21 protein-coding genes and 3 pseudogenes are annotated in these 22745 nt (G+C 40.2%); 7 read left to right on the top strand and 17 right to left on the bottom strand.

Annotated elements, in window-relative coordinates; translation table 11 throughout:
- Positions 1–58 precede the first annotated feature (58 nt).
- Positions 59–199 (bottom strand): annotated as a pseudogene (purT, locus tag DX522_RS05530) (phosphoribosylglycinamide formyltransferase 2); the annotation flags it as partial.
- A 151-nt stretch (positions 200–350) separates the two neighbouring features.
- Between purT (DX522_RS05530) and DX522_RS05525 the strand changes: the two are divergent.
- From DX522_RS05525 to DX522_RS05510, 4 genes are all read left to right on the top strand, one after another.
- Positions 351–1610: a VENN motif pre-toxin domain-containing protein gene (locus DX522_RS05525; RefSeq protein WP_115180091.1), complete on the top strand. Its 1260-nt coding sequence runs from the start codon at positions 351–353 to the stop codon at positions 1608–1610.
- A gap of 1 nt (position 1611) precedes the next feature.
- Positions 1612–2115, top strand: coding sequence for a contact-dependent growth inhibition system immunity protein (locus DX522_RS05520; protein WP_115180090.1), 504 nt, complete (start codon positions 1612–1614; stop codon positions 2113–2115).
- 84 nt (positions 2116–2199) lie between these two features.
- Positions 2200–2385 (top strand): GH-E family nuclease, encoded by a 186-nt coding sequence (locus tag DX522_RS05515; RefSeq protein WP_115180089.1) that lies wholly within the window; start codon positions 2200–2202, stop codon positions 2383–2385.
- Entirely contained in the window at positions 2386–2910 is a 525-nt protein-coding gene (locus DX522_RS05510) for an ankyrin repeat domain-containing protein (protein ID WP_049364262.1), read from the top strand.
- Positions 2911–3011: 101 nt separating this feature from the next.
- Here DX522_RS05510 and purT (DX522_RS05505) read toward each other — a convergent pair whose 3' ends face one another.
- From purT (DX522_RS05505) to DX522_RS05490, 4 genes are all read right to left on the bottom strand, one after another.
- Entirely contained in the window at positions 3012–4193 is a 1182-nt protein-coding gene (gene purT / locus DX522_RS05505; protein ID WP_115180088.1) for a formate-dependent phosphoribosylglycinamide formyltransferase, read from the bottom strand.
- A gap of 9 nt (positions 4194–4202) precedes the next feature.
- Positions 4203–4706 (bottom strand): S-ribosylhomocysteine lyase, encoded by a 504-nt coding sequence (gene luxS, locus DX522_RS05500; protein ID WP_049365080.1) that lies wholly within the window; start codon positions 4704–4706, stop codon positions 4203–4205.
- A 255-nt stretch (positions 4707–4961) separates the two neighbouring features.
- Positions 4962–5441, bottom strand: coding sequence for a YqaA family protein (locus tag DX522_RS05495; RefSeq protein WP_070853235.1), 480 nt, complete (start codon positions 5439–5441; stop codon positions 4962–4964).
- Positions 5441–6040: a beta-phosphoglucomutase family hydrolase gene (locus DX522_RS05490; RefSeq protein WP_115180087.1), complete on the bottom strand. Its 600-nt coding sequence runs from the start codon at positions 6038–6040 to the stop codon at positions 5441–5443. The genes DX522_RS05495 and DX522_RS05490 overlap by 1 nt, the downstream gene beginning before the upstream one ends.
- A 111-nt stretch (positions 6041–6151) precedes the next feature.
- On the opposite strand from DX522_RS05490, the gene DX522_RS05485 reads away from it, so the two are divergent.
- Positions 6152–6517 carry a PRD domain-containing protein gene (locus tag DX522_RS05485; protein ID WP_115180086.1) on the top strand — a complete coding sequence of 122 codons (366 nt, stop codon included), beginning with the start codon at positions 6152–6154 and terminating at the stop codon, positions 6515–6517.
- Between the two features lie 22 nt (positions 6518–6539).
- Here DX522_RS05485 and ppx read toward each other — a convergent pair whose 3' ends face one another.
- The 7 genes from ppx to DX522_RS05450 all read right to left on the bottom strand — a co-directional run bounded on the left by ppx (position 6540) and on the right by DX522_RS05450 (position 16316).
- Positions 6540–8084 carry an exopolyphosphatase gene (gene ppx, locus DX522_RS05480; RefSeq protein ID WP_115180085.1) on the bottom strand — a complete coding sequence of 515 codons (1545 nt, stop codon included), beginning with the start codon at positions 8082–8084 and terminating at the stop codon, positions 6540–6542.
- Between the two features lie 8 nt (positions 8085–8092).
- On the bottom strand, positions 8093–11992 hold the full coding sequence (locus DX522_RS05475; protein WP_410002737.1) for a translocation/assembly module TamB domain-containing protein: 3900 nt from the start codon (positions 11990–11992) through the stop codon (positions 8093–8095).
- Between the two features lie 3 nt (positions 11993–11995).
- Positions 11996–13732, bottom strand: coding sequence for an autotransporter assembly complex protein TamA (locus tag DX522_RS05470; RefSeq protein ID WP_115180083.1), 1737 nt, complete (start codon positions 13730–13732; stop codon positions 11996–11998).
- 188 nt (positions 13733–13920) lie between these two features.
- Positions 13921–14355, bottom strand: coding sequence for a D-aminoacyl-tRNA deacylase (dtd, locus tag DX522_RS05465; protein ID WP_115180082.1), 435 nt, complete (start codon positions 14353–14355; stop codon positions 13921–13923).
- The gene (locus DX522_RS05460) at positions 14352–15176 is read right to left on the bottom strand and encodes a virulence factor BrkB family protein (protein ID WP_049364272.1); all 825 of its coding nucleotides are present in this window, start codon (positions 15174–15176) and stop codon (positions 14352–14354) included. The genes dtd and DX522_RS05460 overlap by 4 nt, the downstream gene beginning before the upstream one ends.
- Entirely contained in the window at positions 15176–15649 is a 474-nt protein-coding gene (locus tag DX522_RS05455; RefSeq protein ID WP_115180081.1) for a YchJ family protein, read from the bottom strand. The genes DX522_RS05460 and DX522_RS05455 overlap by 1 nt, the downstream gene beginning before the upstream one ends.
- Positions 15639–16316: an MOSC domain-containing protein gene (locus DX522_RS05450; RefSeq protein WP_115180080.1), complete on the bottom strand. Its 678-nt coding sequence runs from the start codon at positions 16314–16316 to the stop codon at positions 15639–15641. Before DX522_RS05450 ends, DX522_RS05455 begins: the two co-directional genes overlap by 11 nt.
- A 123-nt stretch (positions 16317–16439) precedes the next feature.
- On the opposite strand from DX522_RS05450, the pseudogene DX522_RS05445 reads away from it, so the two are divergent.
- Positions 16440–17938: pseudogene (locus tag DX522_RS05445) on the top strand (helicase HerA-like C-terminal domain-containing protein).
- Between the two features lie 49 nt (positions 17939–17987).
- Positions 17988–18746 carry a uridine phosphorylase gene (gene udp, locus DX522_RS05440; protein WP_115180079.1) on the top strand — a complete coding sequence of 253 codons (759 nt, stop codon included), beginning with the start codon at positions 17988–17990 and terminating at the stop codon, positions 18744–18746.
- 47 nt (positions 18747–18793) lie between these two features.
- Here the strand turns inward: udp and DX522_RS05435 are convergent, their stop codons facing one another.
- From DX522_RS05435 to secB, 5 genes and pseudogenes are all read right to left on the bottom strand, one after another.
- A complete protein-coding gene (locus tag DX522_RS05435) occupies positions 18794–19609 on the bottom strand; it encodes a shikimate 5-dehydrogenase (RefSeq protein ID WP_115180078.1) in 816 nt (271 codons plus the stop codon).
- An 80-nt stretch (positions 19610–19689) separates the two neighbouring features.
- Positions 19690–20289, bottom strand: coding sequence for a hypothetical protein (locus DX522_RS05430; protein WP_115180077.1), 600 nt, complete (start codon positions 20287–20289; stop codon positions 19690–19692).
- A gap of 76 nt (positions 20290–20365) precedes the next feature.
- On the bottom strand, positions 20366–21163 hold the full coding sequence (gene cysE, locus DX522_RS05425; RefSeq protein ID WP_115180076.1) for a serine O-acetyltransferase: 798 nt from the start codon (positions 21161–21163) through the stop codon (positions 20366–20368).
- 9 nt (positions 21164–21172) lie between these two features.
- A pseudogene (gene gpsA, locus DX522_RS05420) lies at positions 21173–22179 on the bottom strand (NAD(P)H-dependent glycerol-3-phosphate dehydrogenase).
- Between the two features lie 53 nt (positions 22180–22232).
- Positions 22233–22742 carry a protein-export chaperone SecB gene (gene secB, locus DX522_RS05415; RefSeq protein ID WP_070582119.1) on the bottom strand — a complete coding sequence of 170 codons (510 nt, stop codon included), beginning with the start codon at positions 22740–22742 and terminating at the stop codon, positions 22233–22235.
- Positions 22743–22745: the final 3 nt, after the last annotated feature.

Raw genomic sequence — 22745 nt, 5'->3', positions numbered from 1 at the left:
CCTCTAAAAAATTGACCGCTCTTTTTGTATTTTCAATAATGCTTATTTCAAGAAAACCTTATAATTTCACATCTAGCTTCGAGTAAGCGCGCTCTACTTTTTCTAATGCTTTTTCTACGGAAATATCACGAGCGAGCAAGACACCTAAACGGCGATGGCCATTCACTTCGCCTTTGCCGAAAATGCGAATATTACTATTAAACCTAACCCCTGCATTGGTGTATAGTAAAGATTCCAATAGCCAATCTAGCACAACAAAGAATGGGAAACAGGTGGAAGTCAACGTCTTGTCATTGATTCGGCATTAAATGTTATCAGCACCGCTTTAGCCGGGACCGGCAGCGGAAGTCGTGGCTTCAGGATTATCGCCTGCGGTGAATAATCAAATTAAGAAAGCGACAACAGATGCAAAAGGCAATGTGAATACCGCGCTTAATTTGACAACTCATGCACTTTGGGGCGCGGTAGAGGCTTATGCGGGCAATCGTAATGTTGCTGCGGGTGCGGCGGGTGCAGCTGGTGGTGAGGCGGCGGCTCATTTCCTTGCCTCGACACTTTACAATAAATCACCTGAAAAGCTTAGCGAAGAAGAAAAACGTACGGTATCGTCTTTAAGCCAGGTAGCAGCGGGTATTGCCGGTGGGAGTTTATCAGATAGCTCTGATGGGGCGATTATTGCAGCTAAAACGGCGAAGGATGCTGTGGAGAATAACAGCATGGCTGATGACGTTCATCCTAGTGATGAGCGTAAGCAAAACATTGAAATGTATGCCAAGGTTTTATTCAATGGAGATGAAGATAAAGCTAAAGAATATCAAGAAGGTCTAGAACTTGCAGAAGCTCAAGGGCAACTTGATAGTGTTAAAGAAACAGCAGATGCAGTTGTTAATTTAGATGATACCGTAGTGTCTTTATGGGAAGCTATTTCAAACCCAGAGAAAACCTATAATAATGTTGTGGTCTCGTTGAAAGATTGGGATGAGGCTTATGCGCGTGCTCTTCAAGAGAATCCAAAACTTGCGGGTGAAATGCAAGGTTACCGCCAAGGTAAAATGAAAGGTGTTTCAACAGGAGGAGTTGTTCTAAGTGGTGCGGGATTGGCGATGGTTGAAGGGATCTCTAAGATTACAGATATAGCTAAATCCGGAAAATTAAACTTATCAAGAAAAGGCATACCTAATAGTCAAATAGGTATTCAGTGGGGGAAAGGGATTTCAAATCAAGGTAAACCATGGGAAGCTTATGTTCAATCGAAGCTTCCAGATGGCTCAATAAACTTAAATGATATCAAACCTAATTTTAAAACCTTTGATCATCTTCTTCCTGATGGTACAGCAATAAGTTCAAAAACAATGGATACGGTTGGTTCAAAAACTTACCAAAATCCATCAAAAATTACTTATACATTGAATAAGTATGTTGATGATATGGTCAATTTTAAACAAGATAAGAAAGGTTTATTTATTTTACGTTCCTCAAATATTAAATCTAGAGAATTATATTTGGCAATTCCGGCTAGAACATCAAAAGAACAGATGAAAGCTATAGATAAATCTATAGAATATGCTAGATCGAAAGGAACTAATATCATTGTTAATAAGGTAAATTAATATGAGTAAGTCTAAAAGTATATTTATTGAAGTTAATTGTGATTTTATTTTGGTAACATCTCTGATTACTGGAATGCTTTCAATGGTAAATCCAGATCAAGATTTTATTTTTAATGAAGTTGATATTTCTGATTTAGATCTAGGAAGGTTAATTAAAGAAAAGCTTAATGAAAGTAAAGAAATTTCATTCGAAGAGTTTCAGGCTATCTTTAATTCTGAAAAAATGAAAGGGTTGCAAAAAAGACTTGAGGAAGATATGAAAAAACGCTACGGATACAAAAATAAAAAATCTATCTATAAGGATATGTCTTCTTTATCTTTAGAGCAAGATGATTTATATATAACTATTTCGCCTCTTCATCAAGATTCTTTAGATGGAAGTACAGGAATTTCACTTCCTGACAATTCAGCATTAGAATTTAAATATGACAAGAATATTTCAGATGAAGAATTAGGAAAAGCCGTAAGACAAGCCCTGACGTATTGTACGAGTATTTATCGGTAAGATATTGTCCTCAAAAATGTAAAGTGCGGTTAATTTTAAAGAGTTTTAAAACCTCTTAAAAACTGACCGCACTTTTTAATAGATATGCATCTTGCAGCTAAAGAATTAAATTGGAGTCAAAAACAATTTAATGATTATGTAAATGCAAGACCTAATAAATTTAGGTTAGAAAATATGTCTGAAAATCGAAGTCATAGAAATGAGATGCCTGGTAGAGATGATATTGAACGAATTGTTCGTGATATGAAAAACTTTGAAAGAGGAAAATAAATGAATAATAAGTTAGAAATGGGCATAAAAATTTTAGATGCAATGGATTCTGGTGATTTAACTTTATTGGAAGAGCTTTTTCAAAATAAGGAAAGGAATATCATGGAAGTAACTCCTGTAGAGTGTTGGAATTGGTTGCATAAAGCCTTATTAGGATTTGAGTCAAATAAACCATCCTCTGATGTTATTAATTATCTAATTAATAAGGGTATAGATATTAATGCTCAGGATATATATGGAATGACTCCTTTGCATTATGCATTACGGAGTAAAAATGCTGAGGCAGCGATAGCGTTACTCAAAGCAGGAGCAAATCCTAATTTACCGAACCAAGATGGTTTAATCCCTTTATCTATGATTGGATATATCCCAGAGAGATTGGATGTTTTAGAGCTTATGCTTCAAAAAGGGGCAAATGTGCATTACTTAGTAAATGAGGATGAAACTATTCTTGAAAGTTATAAACCTACAGAGAATGAGCCTCAATTAAAACCAATTTATGAATTAATGAAAAAGTATTCGTAGAATTTAATGTTTGAAAGTGCGGTCAATTTTCAAAGAGTTTTAAAACCACTCAAAAATTGACCGCTCTTTTTATTTTCAATGATGCTTATGTTAAGTAAATCTTATAATTTCACATTCAACTTCGCGTAAGCTCGTTCTACTTTTTCCAATGCTTTTTCTACAGAAATATCACGAGCGAGTAACACACCTAAACGGCGATGACCATTGACTTCGCCTTTGCCGAAAATGCGAATATTAGTGTTCGGTTCAGCTAACACTTCGGCGATATTGCCAAATTGCACGTTTTTCGATTGGCCTTCTACCACAATGGCTTTTGAAGCGGATGGGCTAATAAGGGTGATTTCTGGAATCGGTAAGCCTAATATTGCACGGGCGTGCAAGGCGAACTCAGATAATTCTTGAGAAATTAGCGTGACCATTCCGGTATCATGTGGGCGTGGGGAGACTTCATTGAAGATCACCTCATCACCACATACAAACATTTCCACACCGAAAATGCCGCGACCACCTAATGCTGTGGTAATTTTCTCTGCTACGTCTTGTGCTTTTTTCAACGCTACATCAGACATGGCTTGTGGCTGCCAAGATTCGCGATAGTCGCCATCTTCTTGACGATGGCCGATTGGTGCTAAGAAGCTGGTGCCGTTGATGTGGCGAACGGTGAGCAAGGTGATTTCATAATCGAATTTAACAAACCCTTCTACAATCACGCGTCCCGCACCTGCTCGGCCACCTTGTTGAGCGTAATCCCAGGCTTTTTGTAAGTCGTCTTTGGATTTCAAAATACTTTGACCGTGGCCAGAAGAGGACATAATCGGTTTCACCACGCAAGGAATACTGATTTTTTCAACTGCACTTTGGAAGTCAGCAAAGTTATCGACAAATTGATAAGGTGAGGTTGGCAAGCCAAGTTCTTCAGCGGCTAAACGGCGAATACCTTCGCGATTCATCGTCAGCTTGGTGGCTTTGGCGGTAGGAACAACATTAAAACCCGCTTTTTCTAATTCAATCAGCGTATCAGTCGCGATGGCTTCCACTTCCGGCACAATGTAATCAGGGCGCTCTTTTTCCACTAAGGCTTTGAGTGCTGCACCATCTAGCATGGAAATCGTATAAGCACGATGTGCCACTTGTTGTGCTGGGGCGTTTTCATAACGATCGACGGCAATCACTTCCACGCCTAAACGTTGTAATTCAATCACCACCTCTTTGCCCAGTTCACCAGAGCCAAGCATCATCACTTTGATAGCATTCGGGGTTAATGCTGTACCTAGGGTTGTCATGTTGTGTCCTTATTTTAAGAAAGATTCATCAAGTGCTAAATCGTCATTTTTATTAATCCCCACACCACGAGCAATCACATTTTTAGCAATTTCATGTGCTTCTTCTAAAGAATGTTCGGTGTAAGTTCCGCATTGGTATTCGTTTAATTCAGGAATTTGGTTTTGATCTTGCACGGTTAAAATATCTTTCATGGAAGCTAACCATGCATCAGCCACTTGTTGTTCGTTTGGTGTGCCAATTAATGACATGTAAAAACCTGTACGACAGCCCATTGGGGAAATATCGATGATTTCTACATTGTCATTGTTTAAATGGTCACGCATGAAGCCCGCAAATAAATGCTCAAGAGTGTGAATCCCTTTTGGTGGGAGAATTTCTTTGTTTGGAATGCAAAAACGAAGATCAAAAACCGTGATGTCATCGCCCTTTGGGGTACGCATCGTTTTGGCAACGCGCACGGCTGGTGCGTTCATACGGGTGTGATCCACTTTAAAACTGTCGAGTAATGGCATATTTATTTCCTTGAAAATCAGTGATTTGTAAATTAATTGCAAGTTTTTGTAAATTTTTTTACATTTTTTTACAATTCCTTTGAACTTTTCTTTTTAGCGTCGGTCTTATAGAACAAGCAACTTGCAGTTGTTTTAATAAAATTGGTTCCTTAGGTTATTTGCCCCTTACTTGATAAGGGGCGTTTTTTATCTGTTGAATATCAATTCGTCTTTATTCTAGCCCACAACTAGGTTATGCACAAAGGCTATTCTCGGCTATGATACGAAAGGTAAACTGAAAAAGAGTAACGCAATATAACGCAGTCCTTTTCCAATTGTCATAAAAATCAAACAACTTAGCCAATTCAATCGAAGCCAACCGGCTACCGCACAAAACACATCCCCGATAATAGGCAACCAGCTCAATAATAGAGTGATGGCACCATAGCGTTGTATTTTGTTTATCGCCCATAAAGTGCGGTCATTTTTGCTGTCAATTTTCGGAAACCATCGGCCAATCCAGTAAGTGGTGAGGCTGCCAAGTGTATTACCTGCGGTTGCCAGAAAAACAAGCCAAAAAATATCCGCACTTAATAACGATCCGACCAATACTTTTGGCGCAGCAAGAGAGACAAACACAATTTCTGAATTACCCGGCAAGATGGTGGCACTTAAGAAAGCGCTGAAAAACATCAACCACAAGCCATGGGTTTGCCAAAAATCAGCCCAAAAGCTGAAAGAGAAAATGTCCCACATTAGGCTCTAATAATCTCGCGCGTTCTAACATCAAACACATCCATCCCTGCGTTTAATCCCGCTTTTACGCCGAGATCGGCATCTTCAAAAACGATGCAACGTGATGGTTCGGCTTTTGCCAGTTCTGCGCAACGTAAAAAGGTTTCTGGATGCGGTTTATGTTCTTTCACATCATCAGCACTCACAATAGCGTTAAAGTAATGTTTGATGTCTAATTTTTGCATCAACATATCAATCATTTGGCGGTTCGAACCTGAGCCGAGCGCAATTGGCTTTTGTTGATAGTAATGACGCACTACATCAAAGGTTGGGAGTAATTTTGATTCTGTTGGAATCAATTCGTAAGAAAGTTTGCGTTTTGCTTGTATGACTTCATCTAAACGTTCTTGTGGCATACCGGCATCTTGCATAATAGCTGAGGCGATAGTGCTCACGGTTGCGCCACCTAAATCATACATAATTTGGCTGTTAAAACGATAACCAAATTGTTCCCCTACCATACTCCACGCGCGGGCGTGCACTGGCATGGTGTCGATTAAGGTGCCATCCATATCAAAAATAAGGCCATCATATTTTTCAAAAAGTCTGTTATCTATCATTTATTGCTTTCCTAGTTAGTAAATTTTTTCACTTTGTTTCAATTTTGTGATCTGTGCACTGGTAATTTTATGAAATAGCGGTAAAGTTATCCTATCTTAAAAAGGAATGTTATGTCGTTACTCAAACAATTAACCCGTTGGAAAATTCGCGGTCAGATTGATCAGGACGTTATTGATATTATTCTGACTTTGCAAAGTCGCCTAGAGCATCATTGGCGCATTGATGTGTCGATTCCGACCGTCATCACACTCTTATTGCATATTGCCAACAGCCTTGCCCGCTTAAAACGAGGCGGTTGCGTTTCTCCGCTCCATCAACCCTTTTATGATGAAATGCAAAGTGCGGTCATTTTCCCTAATGTTTTGGAAATTCACCACGATTTGCTTTCTTTTATTCCGCAAGATATTCCCGAAGCCGAGCAGAGCTATTATCTCGCCAATATTTATAGTTTGCTGTTGGAGCAAGATAAAAAATAAGGGCATGGAAGCCCCTATTCTATCAGTTAAAAATCAAACTGAGTTCTAAATCTTTGAGTAAATTGCTTTCTAAGCGCAATTCATTCCACACTAATGGATTGTTATCCAAATAATGTTTCTCAAAAGTTAGTTCCCAAGTCTGCAAAGAGCGGTCAATTCTGAGATTAATTTTATCCGTGCTATCTGTTGCTTGGCGAGATTTATTTAAAATCACCGAAATGCGTAAAAGAAGCAGTAAAACAAGGATATCTTCATCTGCATAACGAGCAAAAATCGGTAAATCATTCTTTTTAAATGCACCCGTATGATAACGAACTAAATTCACCAATAAGCGTTGCTGCTCGCGATCAAAACCCGGTAATTCCATATTTTGCAGAATATAAGCGGAATGTTTTTGCACATTTCGATGATTGATTACGATGCCTACTTCTAATAAGCGCGCTGCCCAAATCAACAGATTTTTCATTTCATCAGCGAGATGCGGTTTTTGCCAATGGGTGTATTGGTCAATTAAGGTTTTTGAACTATTTGCCACGCGATCGGCTTGCGCTAAATCTAAGTTAAATTGTTCGGCAAGTCCTAATGCGGTACGTGTACGGATGTCTGAAACTTGGAAATTTTTTTCCAGGCTGTAAATCACCCCTTCACGCAAGGCACCGTCAGAATAGCGCATATTTTCTAAGCCAAATACGTCAAAAACAGCACTTAAAATGGCTAATCCTGGCACAAATACATCGATGCGGTCTGGATTTAATCCTGCGATATTGAGTTCTTCAAAATGAGAGGCTTGTAAAGTTCGGTCAATCAAATTTTGTAAGCGTTCAGCGGTGATGATGCCGTTCGGGTCAAGAGTTGCAGTAATCACTTGATAGACGGTTTTGATGGTGCCGGATGAACCTAACACCGATTGCCAACCGAGCTTGCGATATTCCCAGCTTAAATCTTCAATTTTATTGACCACACTTTGGCGAGCTTGCTCGAAGTTTTCTTTTGAAATTTGTCCATTCGGGAAGAATTTTTTGGCAAAGCTGACGCAGCCCATGTGACGACTTTCCGCCACTAAGGGGGTGAAATCATCACCGATGATCATTTCTGTCGAGCCACCACCAATATCGATGACCAGTTTACGTCCGCTTTCGGGTTGAGTGTGGCAAACACCCGCATAAATAGTTTTGGCTTCAGTTTGACCACTAATGATATTAATCGGATAGGGAAAGACAGTGGCAGCCTGACGTAAAAATTCGTCATTATTGACCGCTCTTCGTAAGGTATAAGTGCCGACGACATTCACATCTTCTGGCGCAAAGCCTTGTAAGCGTTCAGCAAAAAGTGCAAGGCAATTTACACCGCGCTCAATGGCTTCTTGGCTTAATACATTGTGCTCGTCTAAGCCATCGGCAAGTCTCACTTTTTGTTTTAAACGAGAAAGCACCTGAATTGAGCCATTGATAATGCGCGCCACGATCATGTGGAAGCTGTTTGAGCCTAAATCAATGGCGGCAATCTCCCGGGCCTCACCTCGGTGATGAGGTTCTGCGAGTTGAGCCAGTTGCTTGTCGTTATGCATGTCCTTTCCTAAAATTCAAATTGATACAATAAATCAAAAACTTGGTTTGTACTGGAAACCGATTGGAAATAAAGTTGTGGCATTAAGCGGTAACGCAAGGTCACTTCCGCCAAGCCATCAAACAATCCTACACCGTATTTCACTTGTAAGCGTTTACCAATGTTACCACTAACTTGTACTTTGGAGCTATCTCCAACACCGGCAGTGCCTAAGTTTAAATCTTGAATACCAAAGGCTTCGCCAATACCGCCGACGACTTTACCACTTTTCGCTAAACCTAAGCCGAGTAATGCCGCACCCACAGAACCACTAGAGCCGGCTTCGCCGCTGTTTTCTAATGAGCGACCAGTTAATAAATAAGAAAGTGCCTGTTCTTGAGATTTGGCTGGATCAGAGAAAATAGTGACTTGTGGACTAGATGCCATACCAATCACTTTTACCCCTGCTGTGACCTTATTGTCTTCCATGGCTTCTGGGTTACGAATCGCCTCAATATTTAACATCGGTTGTGAAGGTAAACCGGCGAAGCTGATTTGCCCTTTACGAATTAATAAATCCTGTCCAAAAGAAGCATAACGACCATTTTTCAGGTTAATTTGACCGAATAATCCTAGCTTACCTTTATCCTGTTTCACAGAAAGTAAACCATCCAAATTCGTTTTTAAACCATAGGCATTTAAATGCACATCATCGCCGATTTTAATTTTTAAATCAGATTGAATTTGCATGCCCGATTTAGTTTCGGCTGCAAATTGGCGATTGATGAGTTCTTCTTTACTTTTTCTCGGGCCATTTAAAATCACTTCATCTTCACTCACCGGTTCAGCATTGTCTGGTAAACTTTCAATAGCAATTCTTGCCCATGGAATATCCACGTTTCCGCTTAAATCTAAGCGTTTTGGCGAGGCTTTGACAACCACATTCGGGCTGACTTTTAACTTCGCCATAGAAGGAATATCAACTTTGAAGTTATCTGCTTGCGCTCTGACTTCAGCCGTCCAGTTATTCATGTGTGCCCAGTTAGCCAGCCCATTGATGTTGAGTTTACTATCTGGTGTTTGTACATGACCATTTAAAGTTGAAGAAGTGCCATTAAAGCGGATTGCCACTTGACCATCAGTTACATCAAAAGGCAGGCTTTTCAGTTTTGTTTTTACATTGCGAATATCGAAATTACCGTTTAATAATGGTTTTTCTAAATTGCCACCGAAACTTAAGCGAGAAACCACTTCACCATCCATGCTTTCACCGCTAGAGAAAAGTTGATTCGCTAAGGATAAGCGTAAACCTTCAATGGTAAAGGTGCCGCCTAGTTGTCGGCCTTTACTTAAATCATTAATTTTTAAGTCTGTGCCAATTCGGCCTTGATTCTGAACGTTAATGTCTGATTTCAGGGTTAAATTGTTATTTTGAATATCGGCATTCACACTTAATTTAGGAATATCTAGCTTAAAGATGCGGTAGTCTAATTTTTGAGCCACACCAATGTTATTACCTTCTACTGCCACATTTAGTTGTAACGGTTTATCGCTGAACCATGCCACTTTTCCTCGGCTTTGTAATTGGCCTTTGAGCGTGTTTTGACCTATCAATCTATTCACTACATCTAAATTAATGCGTTTAAGCTCAAAAGGGACTTCACCGTTTTTCCCTGCCGTAAATTGTTGTGGAAAACACAGATCTAAATCTTGGTTAACCCAGCAGTGTGATCCGATGGTGGCTTGGATTTTTTTATTGTCATAAGTCACCGGAATAGTTTGATTAACTTTAAAATCGCCGATGGGTGAATTTAAATGTACCTGGCTTAAATTTCCCTTCCATTGCTGAGAAGTGCGGTCAAAATTGCCGGTAATTTGTAAATCAGCTGCAACGGGTTCACCTTTGGATTTTAAGTTAAGCGTATGATGTTTTTCATCACCCGATGCATTCAAATCAATATTATGCAATTTAATGCTGTCGCCATAGCGGAGGTTTTCCGCTTTGACGTTAAGTTCACCTTTCACTTGCGGTTCACTCACAACATTACCTTTAATTAAGGCTTTGGATAAGTCTAACCCTTGGAAGTGCAAGCCTTGTGCCGTTAAATCAGTATTAATGGTTGGCGCAGTAAGCTTACCTAAAATCTGAGCTTTACCGACCACGGAACCTGCTAAATCTTGCCACAGACCACGCAAGCTTGGTGCGTTGATATCTAAATCTAGGTTTGATTTATCACCTAATATACCTTTTGCCGCAATGCGGTTATCGCCATAGTTCAGTAATAAATCAGGAATGTTTAATAAGGTTTCATGACTTAAAAAGACACTACCTTTTAAGCTTAATGGGCGAGAAGAGAGACTACCGGTTAAATCCACGGCTGGCACATCCACTTTCCAATGATTGGAATCTGCGGAGCCTTTTGAGCTCACTTTGCCCGATAATACGGCTGGCATGGCTGGCACATAAGGGCGAATGTTCATTTTGTTTAAATCAGCGGTCACATCCCATTGCGCGCCATCTTTCCAGTTTGATGAACCCGTTAAACGTGCCGTACCATCGAGGGCAGCAAGTTTTAATTCGTTGATGGTGACTTCATAGAGCTTACCGTCTGCATTCAAATCAACATGAGTGTGAGGGATATGATCCATACCTTCCACGCCCCCAACAACCTCTGCGTGATAATTCAATAAATCGCCTGTAAGCTTGATATCAACATCGTTAATTTTGAGCGGTGCAAGGCTATCTGCAAAAGCGTATTGACCTTTTTTCGCTTTTAACTGCAGATTTAATGGCATTTTATCTTCAGCCAGTTTCACATCACCCGTTAAGGTCGCATCAAGCACACCCTGTGTGGTTAACGAAAGTGAGGTCGTTTTTTTCAATGAACCCGATAAATTGAGATCAACTTTGCTGGCTGGCAGAATAGTTTTGTCTTTTGATTTAAAGGCTTGGAGATCAGATTTTAATGTGAGATCAACCGGAAAATCTTCATTGAGCTGGAGTTGTCCTTGGCTAGAAAGTGTACCAAGAGAGCTGTCAATGTCGAGTTTTTGTAATTTCACTAAATGATCGGTGGCATCCGCTTGCAATTCTACTTTAGGCACAGTGATTTTTTGGGTTTCTTCGCCTTTTTCATTGAGCGATTGATATTGCCAGTTTGTCCCCAAAACACTTGGAATGTGCATATCAAAAGGCAAGTTTACCGTATTTAAATTACCTAAAAAAGCGGGTGTGAGTGTTTGCTCAATTTGCGCCCAATCAACGGGTTTAGCAGGTTCTTTTTTCTCAGGCTGAGGGGGATTCGGTTGAGTTAGGGAGACCGTTGAGAAAAGTACATCTGAAAGCGTGGTGGGCTCAAGGGTAAGGCCAGATTCATTGTTTAAACTGACCGCACTTTGAAATGACGAAAACGTAATATTGCTTTGATCGAGTTTCATATCAAAGTCAGTAATCGCGACATTTTTCACTTGTACAGAAACCGGTAAATGGATTTTTTCCATTGGACCACTTTCTGTGGATTTCTCTTCAGAATGCGGCATGACACGGGTATCAATGGTGATTTTAGGCTGCGTTAAGCTGAGGTCATCAACAATAATCTCACCTGAAAGTAAACGAGCTAAATTCAGTTGTAAGTGCGTTTTAGGAAGAGCCACATCTACGCTGGTTGTTTGAAAACGTAAATTTTCTAAGACTAAACCATCTTGTAAGCCACCGCTGACTTGCTCAATTGATAAGCTATCGAGCATTTTATCGGCGAGTTGAATAAGTGCACGTTGTCCACTATCAAAAGAAAGTGCTGTGACCAAGCCTAAAACAGGGACAAAAATGACCGCACTTCCAACACATAAAATTTTACGGCAGGTCTTTTTCTTTTTAACGGGTTGTGTCGTTTGGTTATCTGGTTGTTTTTCTTGTTCAGACATAGTCATACCCTAAATTTCAGCCCCTAAGCCAATGTAAAATTGAATGTTTTTGCTGTTATCTTTATCTCGAATTGGCGTTGCAATATCAAATTTGATAGCGCCAACTGGCGATGCCCAACGTACACCGAAACCTGCGCCGTAGCGTAACTCATTTGCTTTGTAAGCATCAGCGGCTAAACCTGTATCCGCAAATACGGCTCCCCACCAATTTGGGTAAACTTGATATTGGTATTCAAGGCTACCTGTTACTAAGCGAGAACCGCCCACGAGTTTTCCATCTTTATTTTTTGGTGAGATTTTCTTATAGCCATAACCTCGCACGCTGCGATCGCCCCCCACAAAGAAACGTAATGCTGGTGGAATTTTACGAATATCCGCGGTATTTAAATAACCAATTTCTGCACGGGTAATAAAACGGTGATTTTCTGCATAAGTACGAATCCATGCGGTGGAAGCTTGAACTTTAAAGAAATTGGCTTCTGACATCCAAAGCTTATTCCCTAAATCGACCGTGATTTTTTGGGTATCTCCCCATGTTGGGAATTGACCGCCTTTTAAACGAGTCCGGCTAAAGCCTCCGGTAGGATAAACAAGGAGCGTTTTATCGGTGAAATCAGCTTGCGTGAAGCTGTCGTAACGGACACGAAGACCCGCAAAATATTGCCACCCCTCTTTATTATTCCAATAACGTAATGCAGCAAAAGTGAGTGATTTGGTATCCGTATCGTTTTTATTTTCTTTTTCATAACCGGTTGAAAATTCATAATAATAATTTAATGGATTTTTCAACAATGGTATTTTATAAGTGGCTTCAAAGTTTTGCTTTGGTGCAGAGATGTAAAGATTTGTACGGAAACTATGACCTCGGCTATTAATCCAAGGTTTTGTCCAACCAATTTGGACATGAGGGCCCGTATCGGTTGCAAAGCCGACCCCAAGCTCCATTGAGTTTTTCTTACGTGGATAAAGTAACAATTCGATATCCACTAATTTTTCTTCTTCGCGGACATGAGGCTGTAAAAGCACTGAGCTAAACCAGTTGGTAGAAGAAAAATCGTTAGTTAATTCAGATAAATCGCTGACTAAATAAGGATCGCCCGATTTAATGTTGAGCATATTTTGCAAATAGTCTTCGCGAATTTGGGAATGGTTGAATGTGATGTTGCCGTAATGATACCGCACACCACTATCAAATAACATACGCCACCATGCTTCATGGGTTTCAGGGCTGATTTCTAAGCGAGAAATTTGGAATTTTCCATCAAGATAACCGCGAGCAAGGGCAAGGTTTGAAATACTGGTTTTGTAATCATCGTATTTTTGATGCTCAACTAACTCGCCTTTTTTGGGTAAGTTTTTACGGAGTGCTGTGAAGTTTTCGTCTTCTGCTGCTTCTCCTGTAATTTCAACTTCTGTTCCGGCAATTTTACTTGGTTCACCAGGTTTTACATTGGCGATAAGTAAGTCTCGTTGACCTTTGCGTTTTTTCAATTCAAAGGTCACGGAAGAACCATAATAACCAAAGACTCGAAGGCCTTTATCAACAGCATCTGAAACGAGTTGTTTATACCGATCTGAACCGTCCATTTCACCTTTATCAATGAGTTTGACATTCATATCTGTATTGCGAATGGCGCGTTCACCCTTGATTCCGCGGATCTCAATATCCACGGTTTGTTCTGCAAGGGCTGAAAAACTTATCCATCCAAACAAAAGAGCGGTTATTTTTAACGAAATTTTTTTCATTTTATTACAAGCTAAACTTTAAGAAGATCCACATCAAACCGCCTTAGTTTACCCATAAAATAAGGGGATTACCAACGCAATTATGGATGAGATTTGAAATTGTTATATGCATTTGAGCGTTAATACGACAATGCGATCAAAGAAAGAGTTTCCTTTGCTGTGAAAAAAATAGCGATTTTTGTCTTTATTCAGACATTTAACCAAAATGTAACTGGACCATCATTGGTGAGGCTCACTTGCATATCTGCCGCAAATTGTCCATTGGCAACAGTGACTTTTTCTGCACATTTTTGCGAAAAATACTCATATAATTCGTTAGCTAATGTTGGTGCGGCACCTTTTGAGAAACTTGGTCGTAAGCCTTTTTGCGTGTTAGCGGCTAAAGTAAATTGGGATACCACAAGCACTTCACCACCGATTTGCTGCACGTTTAAATTCATTTTGTCATTTTCATCGCTGAAAATACGGTAATTTAAGACCTTCTCAGCGAGTTTATCCGCTTTGGCTTGGTCATCTTCTTTTTCTACGCCTAATAAAACTAATAATCCTTTGCCGATTTGCCCCACAATTTGACCTTCAACTTCCACTTTAGCCTGCGTAACACGCTGAATTAACGCAATCATTTTACTTCCTCTAAATTTGTTTGATTCATTGACTGCACTTCTGCAAGCACTGCAGCTAATTGTGCACCGAATAACACCACTGTCCAGCTGATTTGAATCCACAATAACATAATGGGTAGTGTTGCCATGGCACCGTAAATTAATTGGTAAGACGGGAATGTCGTAATGTACCAAGTAAAAGCTTGTTTCCCTAAAGTGAAGAAGATTGCCGCAATTAATGCACCTGCGGCAGAATGTTTGATGCTGACTTTCTTATTTGGCACGACCATATAAATAAGCGTGAAGATAAACCAAGTAGAAAGAAATGGCACAAAACTGAGGAGTTTTAAGCCAAAAGAGAGCGTTTCCGATTGCTCGAACATGGCTTTGACATAGGAACTTGCGGCAATGCTGGTACCGATTAAAAGTGGACCGAGCGTTAAAATGAGCCAATAAATAGCAAATGACGTAAAAATCGGGCGATTACTGGTATCTTGCCAAATGCCATTAAGTGTGCGGTCGATAGAGTTAATCAGCATCAATGCCACTAAAATCAAACTCACAATCCCCACGGCACTCATTTGCTTGGAGTTATGGACGAATTCATCAATATATTGCCCCACAACATCACTTGCGGAAGGGGCAAAATTGGTGAAGATGAATTCTTTCAATGCCCCGGTTACTTCGTTAAAAACAGGAAAGGCGGAGAAAATCGAAAACACCACCATAATTAATGGAACGATGGCGAGCATGGTGCTGTAGGTGAGTGAACCGGCAGCTTGCGTTAATTTGTTTTCTTGAGAACGCTGCCAGAATAATGCGAGAAAAGACGTTAGGGTCATTAGAGCAAGCCTCCGCAACAATGTTTAAATTTCTTCCCTGAACCACAAACACAAGGCTGTTTATTGCTTGGGAGTGGCACAGTAGGATCAACAAAATACCAACGGCCATCGATTTTTACAAAAAGAGAATATTCGTGATGCACTTGCGGCTGTTCGCTGCCTTGAAAATGTGCTTTAAATTCAACCGCACTTTGTGTTTTGGTTAAGGTTTCTGTTTTGATAATATCTAAACCGAGCCATTGCGTTTCATTAGCCCAATCTTGCAGGGCTTTTTGATCTAATAACGCTTGTTGGCTTGGTACCGTGGTTTGCACAATATAGGGAATATTTTTGAGCACAAACGCTGAATAGCGGGAACGCATAAGTTGTTCCGCTGTTTCTGGAAACATATTGCCTGAATGAAAGCGTCCGCAGCAATCTTCGTAAGAAAGTGAAGATTGGCATGGGCAAAGTGCGGTCGTTTTAGCCGACATTTTTAGCCGCCTGTTGTAAATTATGTAATTGTGAATGGATAGAACGTTTAAACGCTGGCGCTAATTCCTCAATGGCTAAGGCCTCTTCTAATTCAGCCACACTTGAAGGGGTAGAAAGTAGCGTGTTTAAACGACGAATTGTCCATTCTGGATAAGGACGATGTTGCAAAATAAGTTCATCACCTTGATGAATTTCACCTTCTTCGATCACGCGAACATACCAGCCAGTCCAACCTGACTGACGAATAACCTCTCTTGTATTCTCATTCTTGGTATTATGAGATAAACGCTCGCAAGGTTTGCGGGGTTGAGACACTTCTAACAGAGTAGAGCCAATTTTGTAACGATCGCCTATGCAGACATTATCTTCATGTAAGCCGGATACCACAAAGTTTTCACCATAAATCGCGCTACCGTGAAAATCAAACTTTTCACCAAGTAGCTCGTTTAAAGCAGGGAAAGACACATCAGACATAAAAAACAAGGCTTTATCAACACCACCGTGATGGGCTTTTAAACCCACATCGTTACCTTCTGCACCCAGTGTGTGCACTTTTACCATCGATACCGGTTTTTTACGGATGGCACTTTCATATGAGCTACCATCAGGGAACGTTAAGGTTTCTATTAATCCTGTTTTAATAATAAGAATTTTTGCGTTTGACATCTATTTTTCCTGCTTTGAGTTAGTTTTGAGAAATTATACCGTAAAATCACTTAAATTTTGACCGCACTTCGTTTTTTCCTTATCATTCGTCTTAAATAAAACCAACAAAACAAAGGAATCTTTATGCAATATTCTCTCGCGCGTACCGAACAAGGTCAAACCCTTGGTATTACCGCAAAAATGGCAAACCGTCATGGCCTGATCGCTGGAGCGACAGGGACGGGGAAAACCGTGACATTACGTAAAATGGCAGAGGCGTTCAGTGATGATGGTGTGCCGGTTTTTTTAGTCGATGTAAAAGGCGATTTGTCGGGTTTAGTAAAAGCGGGCACATTTAGTGGCAAAGTGGCGGAACGCATTGAGCAATTTGATTTAGGGGGCGAGAGTTATTTAAATGGCTATCCTGTGTCATTTTGGGATGTATTCGGTGAAACCGGTATTCCGCTTCGCACCACGATTTCTGAAATGGGGCCATTATTACTTTCCCGTTTATTAAATTTAAATGCAACCCAAGAAGGCTTATTAAACCTCGTATTCCGTGTTGCAGATGATAAAGGTTTGCTACTCATTGATTTAAAAGATTTACGCGCCATGCTTAAATTTGTAGCAGAGAACGCCAAATCGTTCCAAGTAGAATATGGCAACGTATCAGCTGCGAGTGTGGGCGCGATTCAACGTGCTTTACTGACCCTTGAAAATGAAGGGGCGACAAATCTTTTTGGTGAGCCAGCATTAAATCTTGAAGATTGGTTACAAACCCGTGATGGTCGTGGCGTGATCAATGTTTTAAATTCTGAAAAATTAATCAATTCACCAAGAATGTATAGCGCATTCTTGCTTTGGTTGATGTCTGAATTATTTGAACAATTACCAGAAGTTGGCGATCCGGATAAACCAAAATTTGTGATGTTCTTCGATGAAGCGCATTTACTCTTTGATGGTGCACCAAGTGTGTTGGTGGATAAAGTGGAACAAGTGGTTCGCTTGATTCGTTCTAAAGGTGTGGGGATTTATTTTGTGACTCAAAATCCATTAGATTTACCGGATACCGTGTTAGGCCAATTAGGTAACCGCGTTCAACACGCATTACGTGCTTTTACACCACGCGATCAAAAAGCAGTGAAATCTGCGGCAGAAACATTCCGTTCTAACCCTGCAGTCAATGTGGTGGAAACCATTTCAACTTTAGGTGTGGGTCAGGCATTGGTTTCTTTCTTAGATGAAAAAGGTATGCCTGCGCCAGTTGAAGTGGCATATGTTTACCCACCTAAAAGCCAACTTGCACCAGTGACAGTGGAAGAGCGTGCAGCGTGGGTGAAAGACGATGAGCTTTATGCCTTCTATAAAGATTATGTGGATAATGAATCAGCTTTCGAAGTGTTAAATGCACAAGCGGATTTAGCAGCAGTGCAACAAAAACAAGCCAACCAAGCGCAGCAAGAGGAAGAGAGCGGTTTATTGGGTAGCTTAAGCCGCATGATTTTTGGAACACAAAAACGCGGGATAAACTTTCCCCAACAGAGCAAATTGTGAATAGTGTGGCAAAATCAGTTGGTCGCAATATTCGTAATGAAGTGACCAAACAAATCATGCGTGGTATCTTAGGTGCATTGAAAAAATAACGAAAATTTGACCGCACTTTGCGGCAAGAATGATAAAAAGGAGATTGTTATGTCTGATGTATTTCACTTAAACCTGACTAAAGCACAACTAAAAGGTGCCACATTAGCTATCGTGCCGGGCGATCCTGCGCGTAGTGAACGTATTGCTAAAAAACTTGATAATCCTGAGTTTCTTGCAAGTACACGTGAATACACTTCTTGGTTGGGCTATTTAAATGGTCAACCGGTAGTTGTATGTTCAACTGGTATTGGCGGGCCTTCTACGTCTATCTGTGTGGAAGAGCTGGCTCAGCTTGGCGTGCGTACATTCTTACGTATTGGTACAACAGGCGCGATTCAACCACATATTAATGTGGGGGATGTACTTGTTACAACAGGTGCGGTTCGTCTTGATGGTGCAAGCCGTCATTTTGCACCAATTGAATATCCAGCAGTGGCAAATTTTGAATGTACCACCGCGCTTTTCAATGCGGCGAAAGAAAAAGGTATTGAGCCATTTGTAGGAATTACCGCGTCGTCTGATACCTTCTATCCAGGTCAAGAACGTTATGACACTTACAGCGGTAAAGTGTATCGCGATTACCAAGGTTTGTTAAAACAATGGCAAGATCTCAATGTGATGAACTACGAGATGGAGTCAGCGACATTATTCACCATGTGTAACGCCCTTGGCTTACGAGCTGGTATGGTAGCAGGTGTGATTGTGAACCGTACACAACAAGAAATTCCAAATGAAGCCACCATGAAAGATACGGAGGACAAAGCAGTATCAGTCGTAGTCGAAGCAGCAAGAAAATTGTTATCGTAACACTCAGATAAAAAGAACCGCACTTTTTGGGAAGTGCGGTTCTTTTTTTAACTGTTTTTCCGAGCAAAAGCTGCGGCTTCAGCGACTAATTGGTCATTAGGTCGAATACCTGTGTAGAGCTCAAATTGTTCAACGGCTTGTAGCACAATGACTTCAGCACCAGAAATCGTTTGTTTGCCTTGCTTTTGCGCATGTTGGATAAACGGTGTTTCAGCAGGAATCGCTACCACATCAAAAGCGGTTTGAGCTTGTTGAATGAGATTTTCAGGAAAGGCGAGATCAAATTCTTCTTTTCCACCTTTCATCCCAATTGGCGTAACGTTGACTAAAATGTCTGCCGATTGATTGCCTAAAGATGAGATATATTCATAGCCATAAAGTGCGGCTAAATTTTTACCTGTTTTTTCATTTCGAGCAAAAATCTTCAGATGCTCAAATCCACTGTTTTTGAAGGCTGCGACGACGGCTTTTGCCATGCCACCACTGCCTCGTACAATCACGCGACTCTTTTTATCTAATTGATATTCTTCGATAAGTTTAACAATGGCAATATAGTCGGTATTGTAAGCACGAAGAAAACCTTGCTCATTCACAATGGTATTCACAGACTGAATGGCTAGCGCAGAAGACGAGATTTCATCTAAAAATGGCATGCAGCTTTCTTTAAAAGGCATCGAAACGGCACAACCTCGAATACCAAGTGCACGAATGCCTTTGACGGCGTTTTCAATATCCGTAGTCGTAAAGGCTTTATAGATAAAATTAAGCCCTAATTTTTGATACAGATAGTTATGGAATGTTGTGCCAAAATTGCCCGGTCTGCCAGAAAGGGACATACAAAGTTGGGTGTCTTTGTTAATCATTTTGCTTCCTTAATAAATAACTTAAGAATATTTACCTGCTGCTAAGGGAACAATATCAATTTTTTATTATCTCTATTATATTATATTATATTAAAGTTTGGGTGGTATATATGATACTTTAATAAAGACACTGGGTGACGTATTACGCTAAACAGCATAAAAAGTGTAAAGAATGTCCCAATATAAATTATATAAGTTAAGGATAGCAACCATATTACATTATCCCTGACAAATAATGTATTGGTCTTAGATTCTTCAAGATCCCAATTATATATGTATGTTAAAAACACACACATCGTTACAAGAAGCAGAGCTGATATAATAAAGCCAAGTTTAATTAATATAGTTTTTTTTACACTTTTCTCTATTACCCTTCCACTATTAATAATTTCATTTTCCGACGAGTAAGTGAGCTTCAAAGTTAATGCTAGATAAATAGCAAACAGTGGAGCAATAATCATTGACAAATTAGAAATTATTTCAGATTGAAAGGAGTATATGTGAGAATATACTCCTCTTCCTTTAATTAAATATTCATCGATAAATATTTCAAAGTCAGTTGTTGGAACATCGTTAAAAAAAATAATTACAGAGATAAATAATAGCAAAACAAAGATGGCACTATATGTAAAAAAGAACTCATTCATCGAAAGTTGTGGATATTGTCTATCTTCTATCATATTGCTTCCTTTTACTCTCAAAAAAAAGTGAATCTCGTCACAATAAGTTTAAGTATTTGTTAAGTATAGTAACTTTTTAAATATTCAAATTTATATCATCATCGATAAAATATTGGTTCATTTCGAATGCCGGTTTTGCCGCTTTGTCTTTGCCAACAATACGAGCAGGTACACCTGCTGCAGTGGCATATTCAGGCACCGGTTGGAGTACAACAGAGTTAGCCCCAATTTTGGCATATTTGCCAACTTCGATATTGCCGAGAATTTTTGCACCCGCTCCAATCATTACACCTTCTCGTACTTTTGGATGGCGATCGCCGGATTCTTTACCTGTACCACCAAGGGTGACGCCTTGCAAGATAGACACATCATTTTCAATTACCGAAGTTTCGCCCACGACAATACCGGTAGCGTGGTCAAACATAATGCCGTGCCCAATTTTGGCCGCAGGGTGAATATCTACATCGAAAGCCACTGAAATCTGATTTTGTAAATAAAGTGCGAGTGCTTTTCGATTTTGGTTCCACAAATAATGGGTAATGCGATAGCTTTGAATGGCGTGAAAACCTTTTAAATAAAGCAATGGGGTAGACCACAATTCCACAGCAGGATCGCGGTGGCGCACGGCTTTAATATCACAAGCAGCACAGTCAATGATATTGGGCTCGGCCTGATAGGCTTCTTCAATAATTTCACGTAGCGAAATTGCCGGCATGATCGGGTTAGCCAGTTTATTTGCAAGTAAATAACTCAAGGCACTGCCAAGATTTTGATGTTTTAAAATGGTGGAATGGAAAAAGCTTGCGAGCATTGGTTCGCATTCTGCTAATTCTTTTACCTCTTGGCGAATGTGTTGCCATACTTCTAACGTCATTTTTTCTCCTTATTCGCCTTTTCGTTCACGACCCAATAAGCTCAGAGCCACTTCTTGTGCACTTTTACCACAAAAAAGCATTTGGTAAATTTGTTCTGTAATCGGCATTTCCACGCCTTGTCGTTGTGCTAATAAATAGGTTTCTTTGGTGTTATAAAAACCTTCTACCACTTGGCCAATTTCATCCATAGCTTGTTGGCTATCAGTGCCTTTTCCGAGCATTAAGCCAAATCGACGGTTACGGGATTGGTTATCGGTACAAGTGAGCACTAAATCACCTAAACCAGACATGCCCATAAAGGTTTGCGTATTGGCACCCATAGATATGCCTAAGCGAGTAATTTCCGCAATCCCACGGGTAATCAATGCGGTTCTCGCATTCGCACCAAATCCCATACCATCCGAAATACCCGCACCAATTGCAATCACATTTTTAATGGCGCCCCCTAATTGAACGCCGATCATATCTTGGTTTACATATACCCGAAAATGCTGACTGCAATGAATCCGAGCTTGAAATTCTAAGGCAAACTTTTCATTACGAGAGGCAAGGGTAATCGCCGTTGGCAAGCCTTGAGCCAATTCTTTCGCAAAAGTGGGACCAGAAAGCACAGCGGTTGGGATTGTTTTACCTAAGGTTTCTTCCACCACTTCTTGTAGTAATCGGCCTGTATTGCGTTCTAATCCTTTGGTTGCCCAAATTAAACGATGATCAGGTTTTAAGTGCGGTCGAATTTTTAAGAGAATTTCACCAAAAGCATGACTTGGCACCACAATTAAAATATCTTTCGATTGATCAAGGGCTGTTTTCAAATCTAATTCTAAATGCAAACTTTCTGGAAATTCAATATCTGGCAGAAAGCGGCGATTTTGACGTTCCTGTTGCATTTGATGAATGTGCTCGTGATTGTGCCCCAAAGATAGGTTGGAGAGCCATTGCGAGAAAATGAGATGGCGAGTGCTGTTCCGTAAGAACCGCAACCAAGAATGGTAATTGGAGATTGGGATGGGTTCATTTCAATCACCTTTAAAATAAAAGGGCAGACGGTATCGCCTGCCCTTATCACAATTAATGTTGGGTTTCCTGATTTTCTTCCGCTTCAGCTGCTGCTTGCTGCTTGTTCATGTAATCAATGAACAACGCATCGAAGTTTACCGGAGAAAGGTTTAATGCCGGGAATGTACCGCGATTTACTAAGTTAGAAATCAATTCACGAGCATAAGGGAAAAGCATATTTGGGCATTGAGATGTTAAGCAGTGCGCCATTTGAACATCTTCTAAACCGCTGATTGTAAATACACCAGATTGTTTCACTTCGCAAATAAACGCCACATCACCAGAATCTTCCATGGTGGTTTCTACGTTGATGTTTAAAGTGACTTCGTATAAATCTTCACCTACTTGAACCGCTTCAGTGCTTAAATCAAAGCCAAGTTTGGGTTTCCATTCTTGGTGGAAAATATGAGGAAGATTTGGTGCTTCAAAAGAAACATCTTTTACATAAATACGTTGAATTTGAAGTACGGCTTCTTGTTGCTCTTCAGCAGCTACTTCAGGTTGTTGATTTTGTTCAGACATAGA

The sequence above is a fragment of the Haemophilus parainfluenzae genome (assembly GCF_900450995.1).
GTDB classification, from domain to species: domain Bacteria; phylum Pseudomonadota; class Gammaproteobacteria; order Enterobacterales; family Pasteurellaceae; genus Haemophilus_D; species Haemophilus_D parainfluenzae_O.
This window is presented reverse-complemented; position numbering and strand designations above follow the sequence as displayed.

Excerpts from the sequence above, each read along its gene's own strand:
- secB (WP_070582119.1), bottom strand. The coding sequence starts at position 22,742 with ATGTCTGAACAAAATCAACAACCTGAAGTAGCTGCTGAAGAGCAACAA.
- DX522_RS05510 (WP_049364262.1), top strand. The coding sequence starts at position 2,386 with ATGAATAATAAGTTAGAAATGGGCATAAAAATTTTAGATGCAATGGAT.
- DX522_RS05515 (WP_115180089.1), top strand. The coding sequence starts at position 2,200 with ATGCATCTTGCAGCTAAAGAATTAAATTGGAGTCAAAAACAATTTAAT.
- DX522_RS05455 (WP_115180081.1), bottom strand. The coding sequence starts at position 15,649 with ATGTCGGCTAAAACGACCGCACTTTGCCCATGCCAATCTTCACTTTCT.
- DX522_RS05485 (WP_115180086.1), top strand. The coding sequence starts at position 6,152 with ATGTCGTTACTCAAACAATTAACCCGTTGGAAAATTCGCGGTCAGATT.
- udp (WP_115180079.1), top strand. The coding sequence starts at position 17,988 with ATGTCTGATGTATTTCACTTAAACCTGACTAAAGCACAACTAAAAGGT.
- DX522_RS05460 (WP_049364272.1), bottom strand. The coding sequence starts at position 15,176 with ATGACCCTAACGTCTTTTCTCGCATTATTCTGGCAGCGTTCTCAAGAA.
- ppx (WP_115180085.1), bottom strand. The coding sequence starts at position 8,084 with ATGCATAACGACAAGCAACTGGCTCAACTCGCAGAACCTCATCACCGA.
- DX522_RS05495 (WP_070853235.1), bottom strand. The coding sequence starts at position 5,441 with ATGTGGGACATTTTCTCTTTCAGCTTTTGGGCTGATTTTTGGCAAACC.
- dtd (WP_115180082.1), bottom strand. The coding sequence starts at position 14,355 with ATGATTGCGTTAATTCAGCGTGTTACGCAGGCTAAAGTGGAAGTTGAA.
- purT (WP_115180088.1), bottom strand. The coding sequence starts at position 4,193 with ATGACAACCCTAGGTACAGCATTAACCCCGAATGCTATCAAAGTGATG.
- cysE (WP_115180076.1), bottom strand. The coding sequence starts at position 21,163 with ATGACGTTAGAAGTATGGCAACACATTCGCCAAGAGGTAAAAGAATTA.
- DX522_RS05470 (WP_115180083.1), bottom strand. The coding sequence starts at position 13,732 with ATGAAAAAAATTTCGTTAAAAATAACCGCTCTTTTGTTTGGATGGATA.
- DX522_RS05520 (WP_115180090.1), top strand. The coding sequence starts at position 1,612 with ATGAGTAAGTCTAAAAGTATATTTATTGAAGTTAATTGTGATTTTATT.
- DX522_RS05490 (WP_115180087.1), bottom strand. The coding sequence starts at position 6,040 with ATGATAGATAACAGACTTTTTGAAAAATATGATGGCCTTATTTTTGAT.
- DX522_RS05475 (WP_410002737.1), bottom strand. The coding sequence starts at position 11,992 with ATGACTATGTCTGAACAAGAAAAACAACCAGATAACCAAACGACACAA.
- DX522_RS05435 (WP_115180078.1), bottom strand. The coding sequence starts at position 19,609 with ATGATTAACAAAGACACCCAACTTTGTATGTCCCTTTCTGGCAGACCG.
- DX522_RS05450 (WP_115180080.1), bottom strand. The coding sequence starts at position 16,316 with ATGTCAAACGCAAAAATTCTTATTATTAAAACAGGATTAATAGAAACC.
- luxS (WP_049365080.1), bottom strand. The coding sequence starts at position 4,706 with ATGCCATTACTCGACAGTTTTAAAGTGGATCACACCCGTATGAACGCA.
- DX522_RS05430 (WP_115180077.1), bottom strand. The coding sequence starts at position 20,289 with ATGATAGAAGATAGACAATATCCACAACTTTCGATGAATGAGTTCTTT.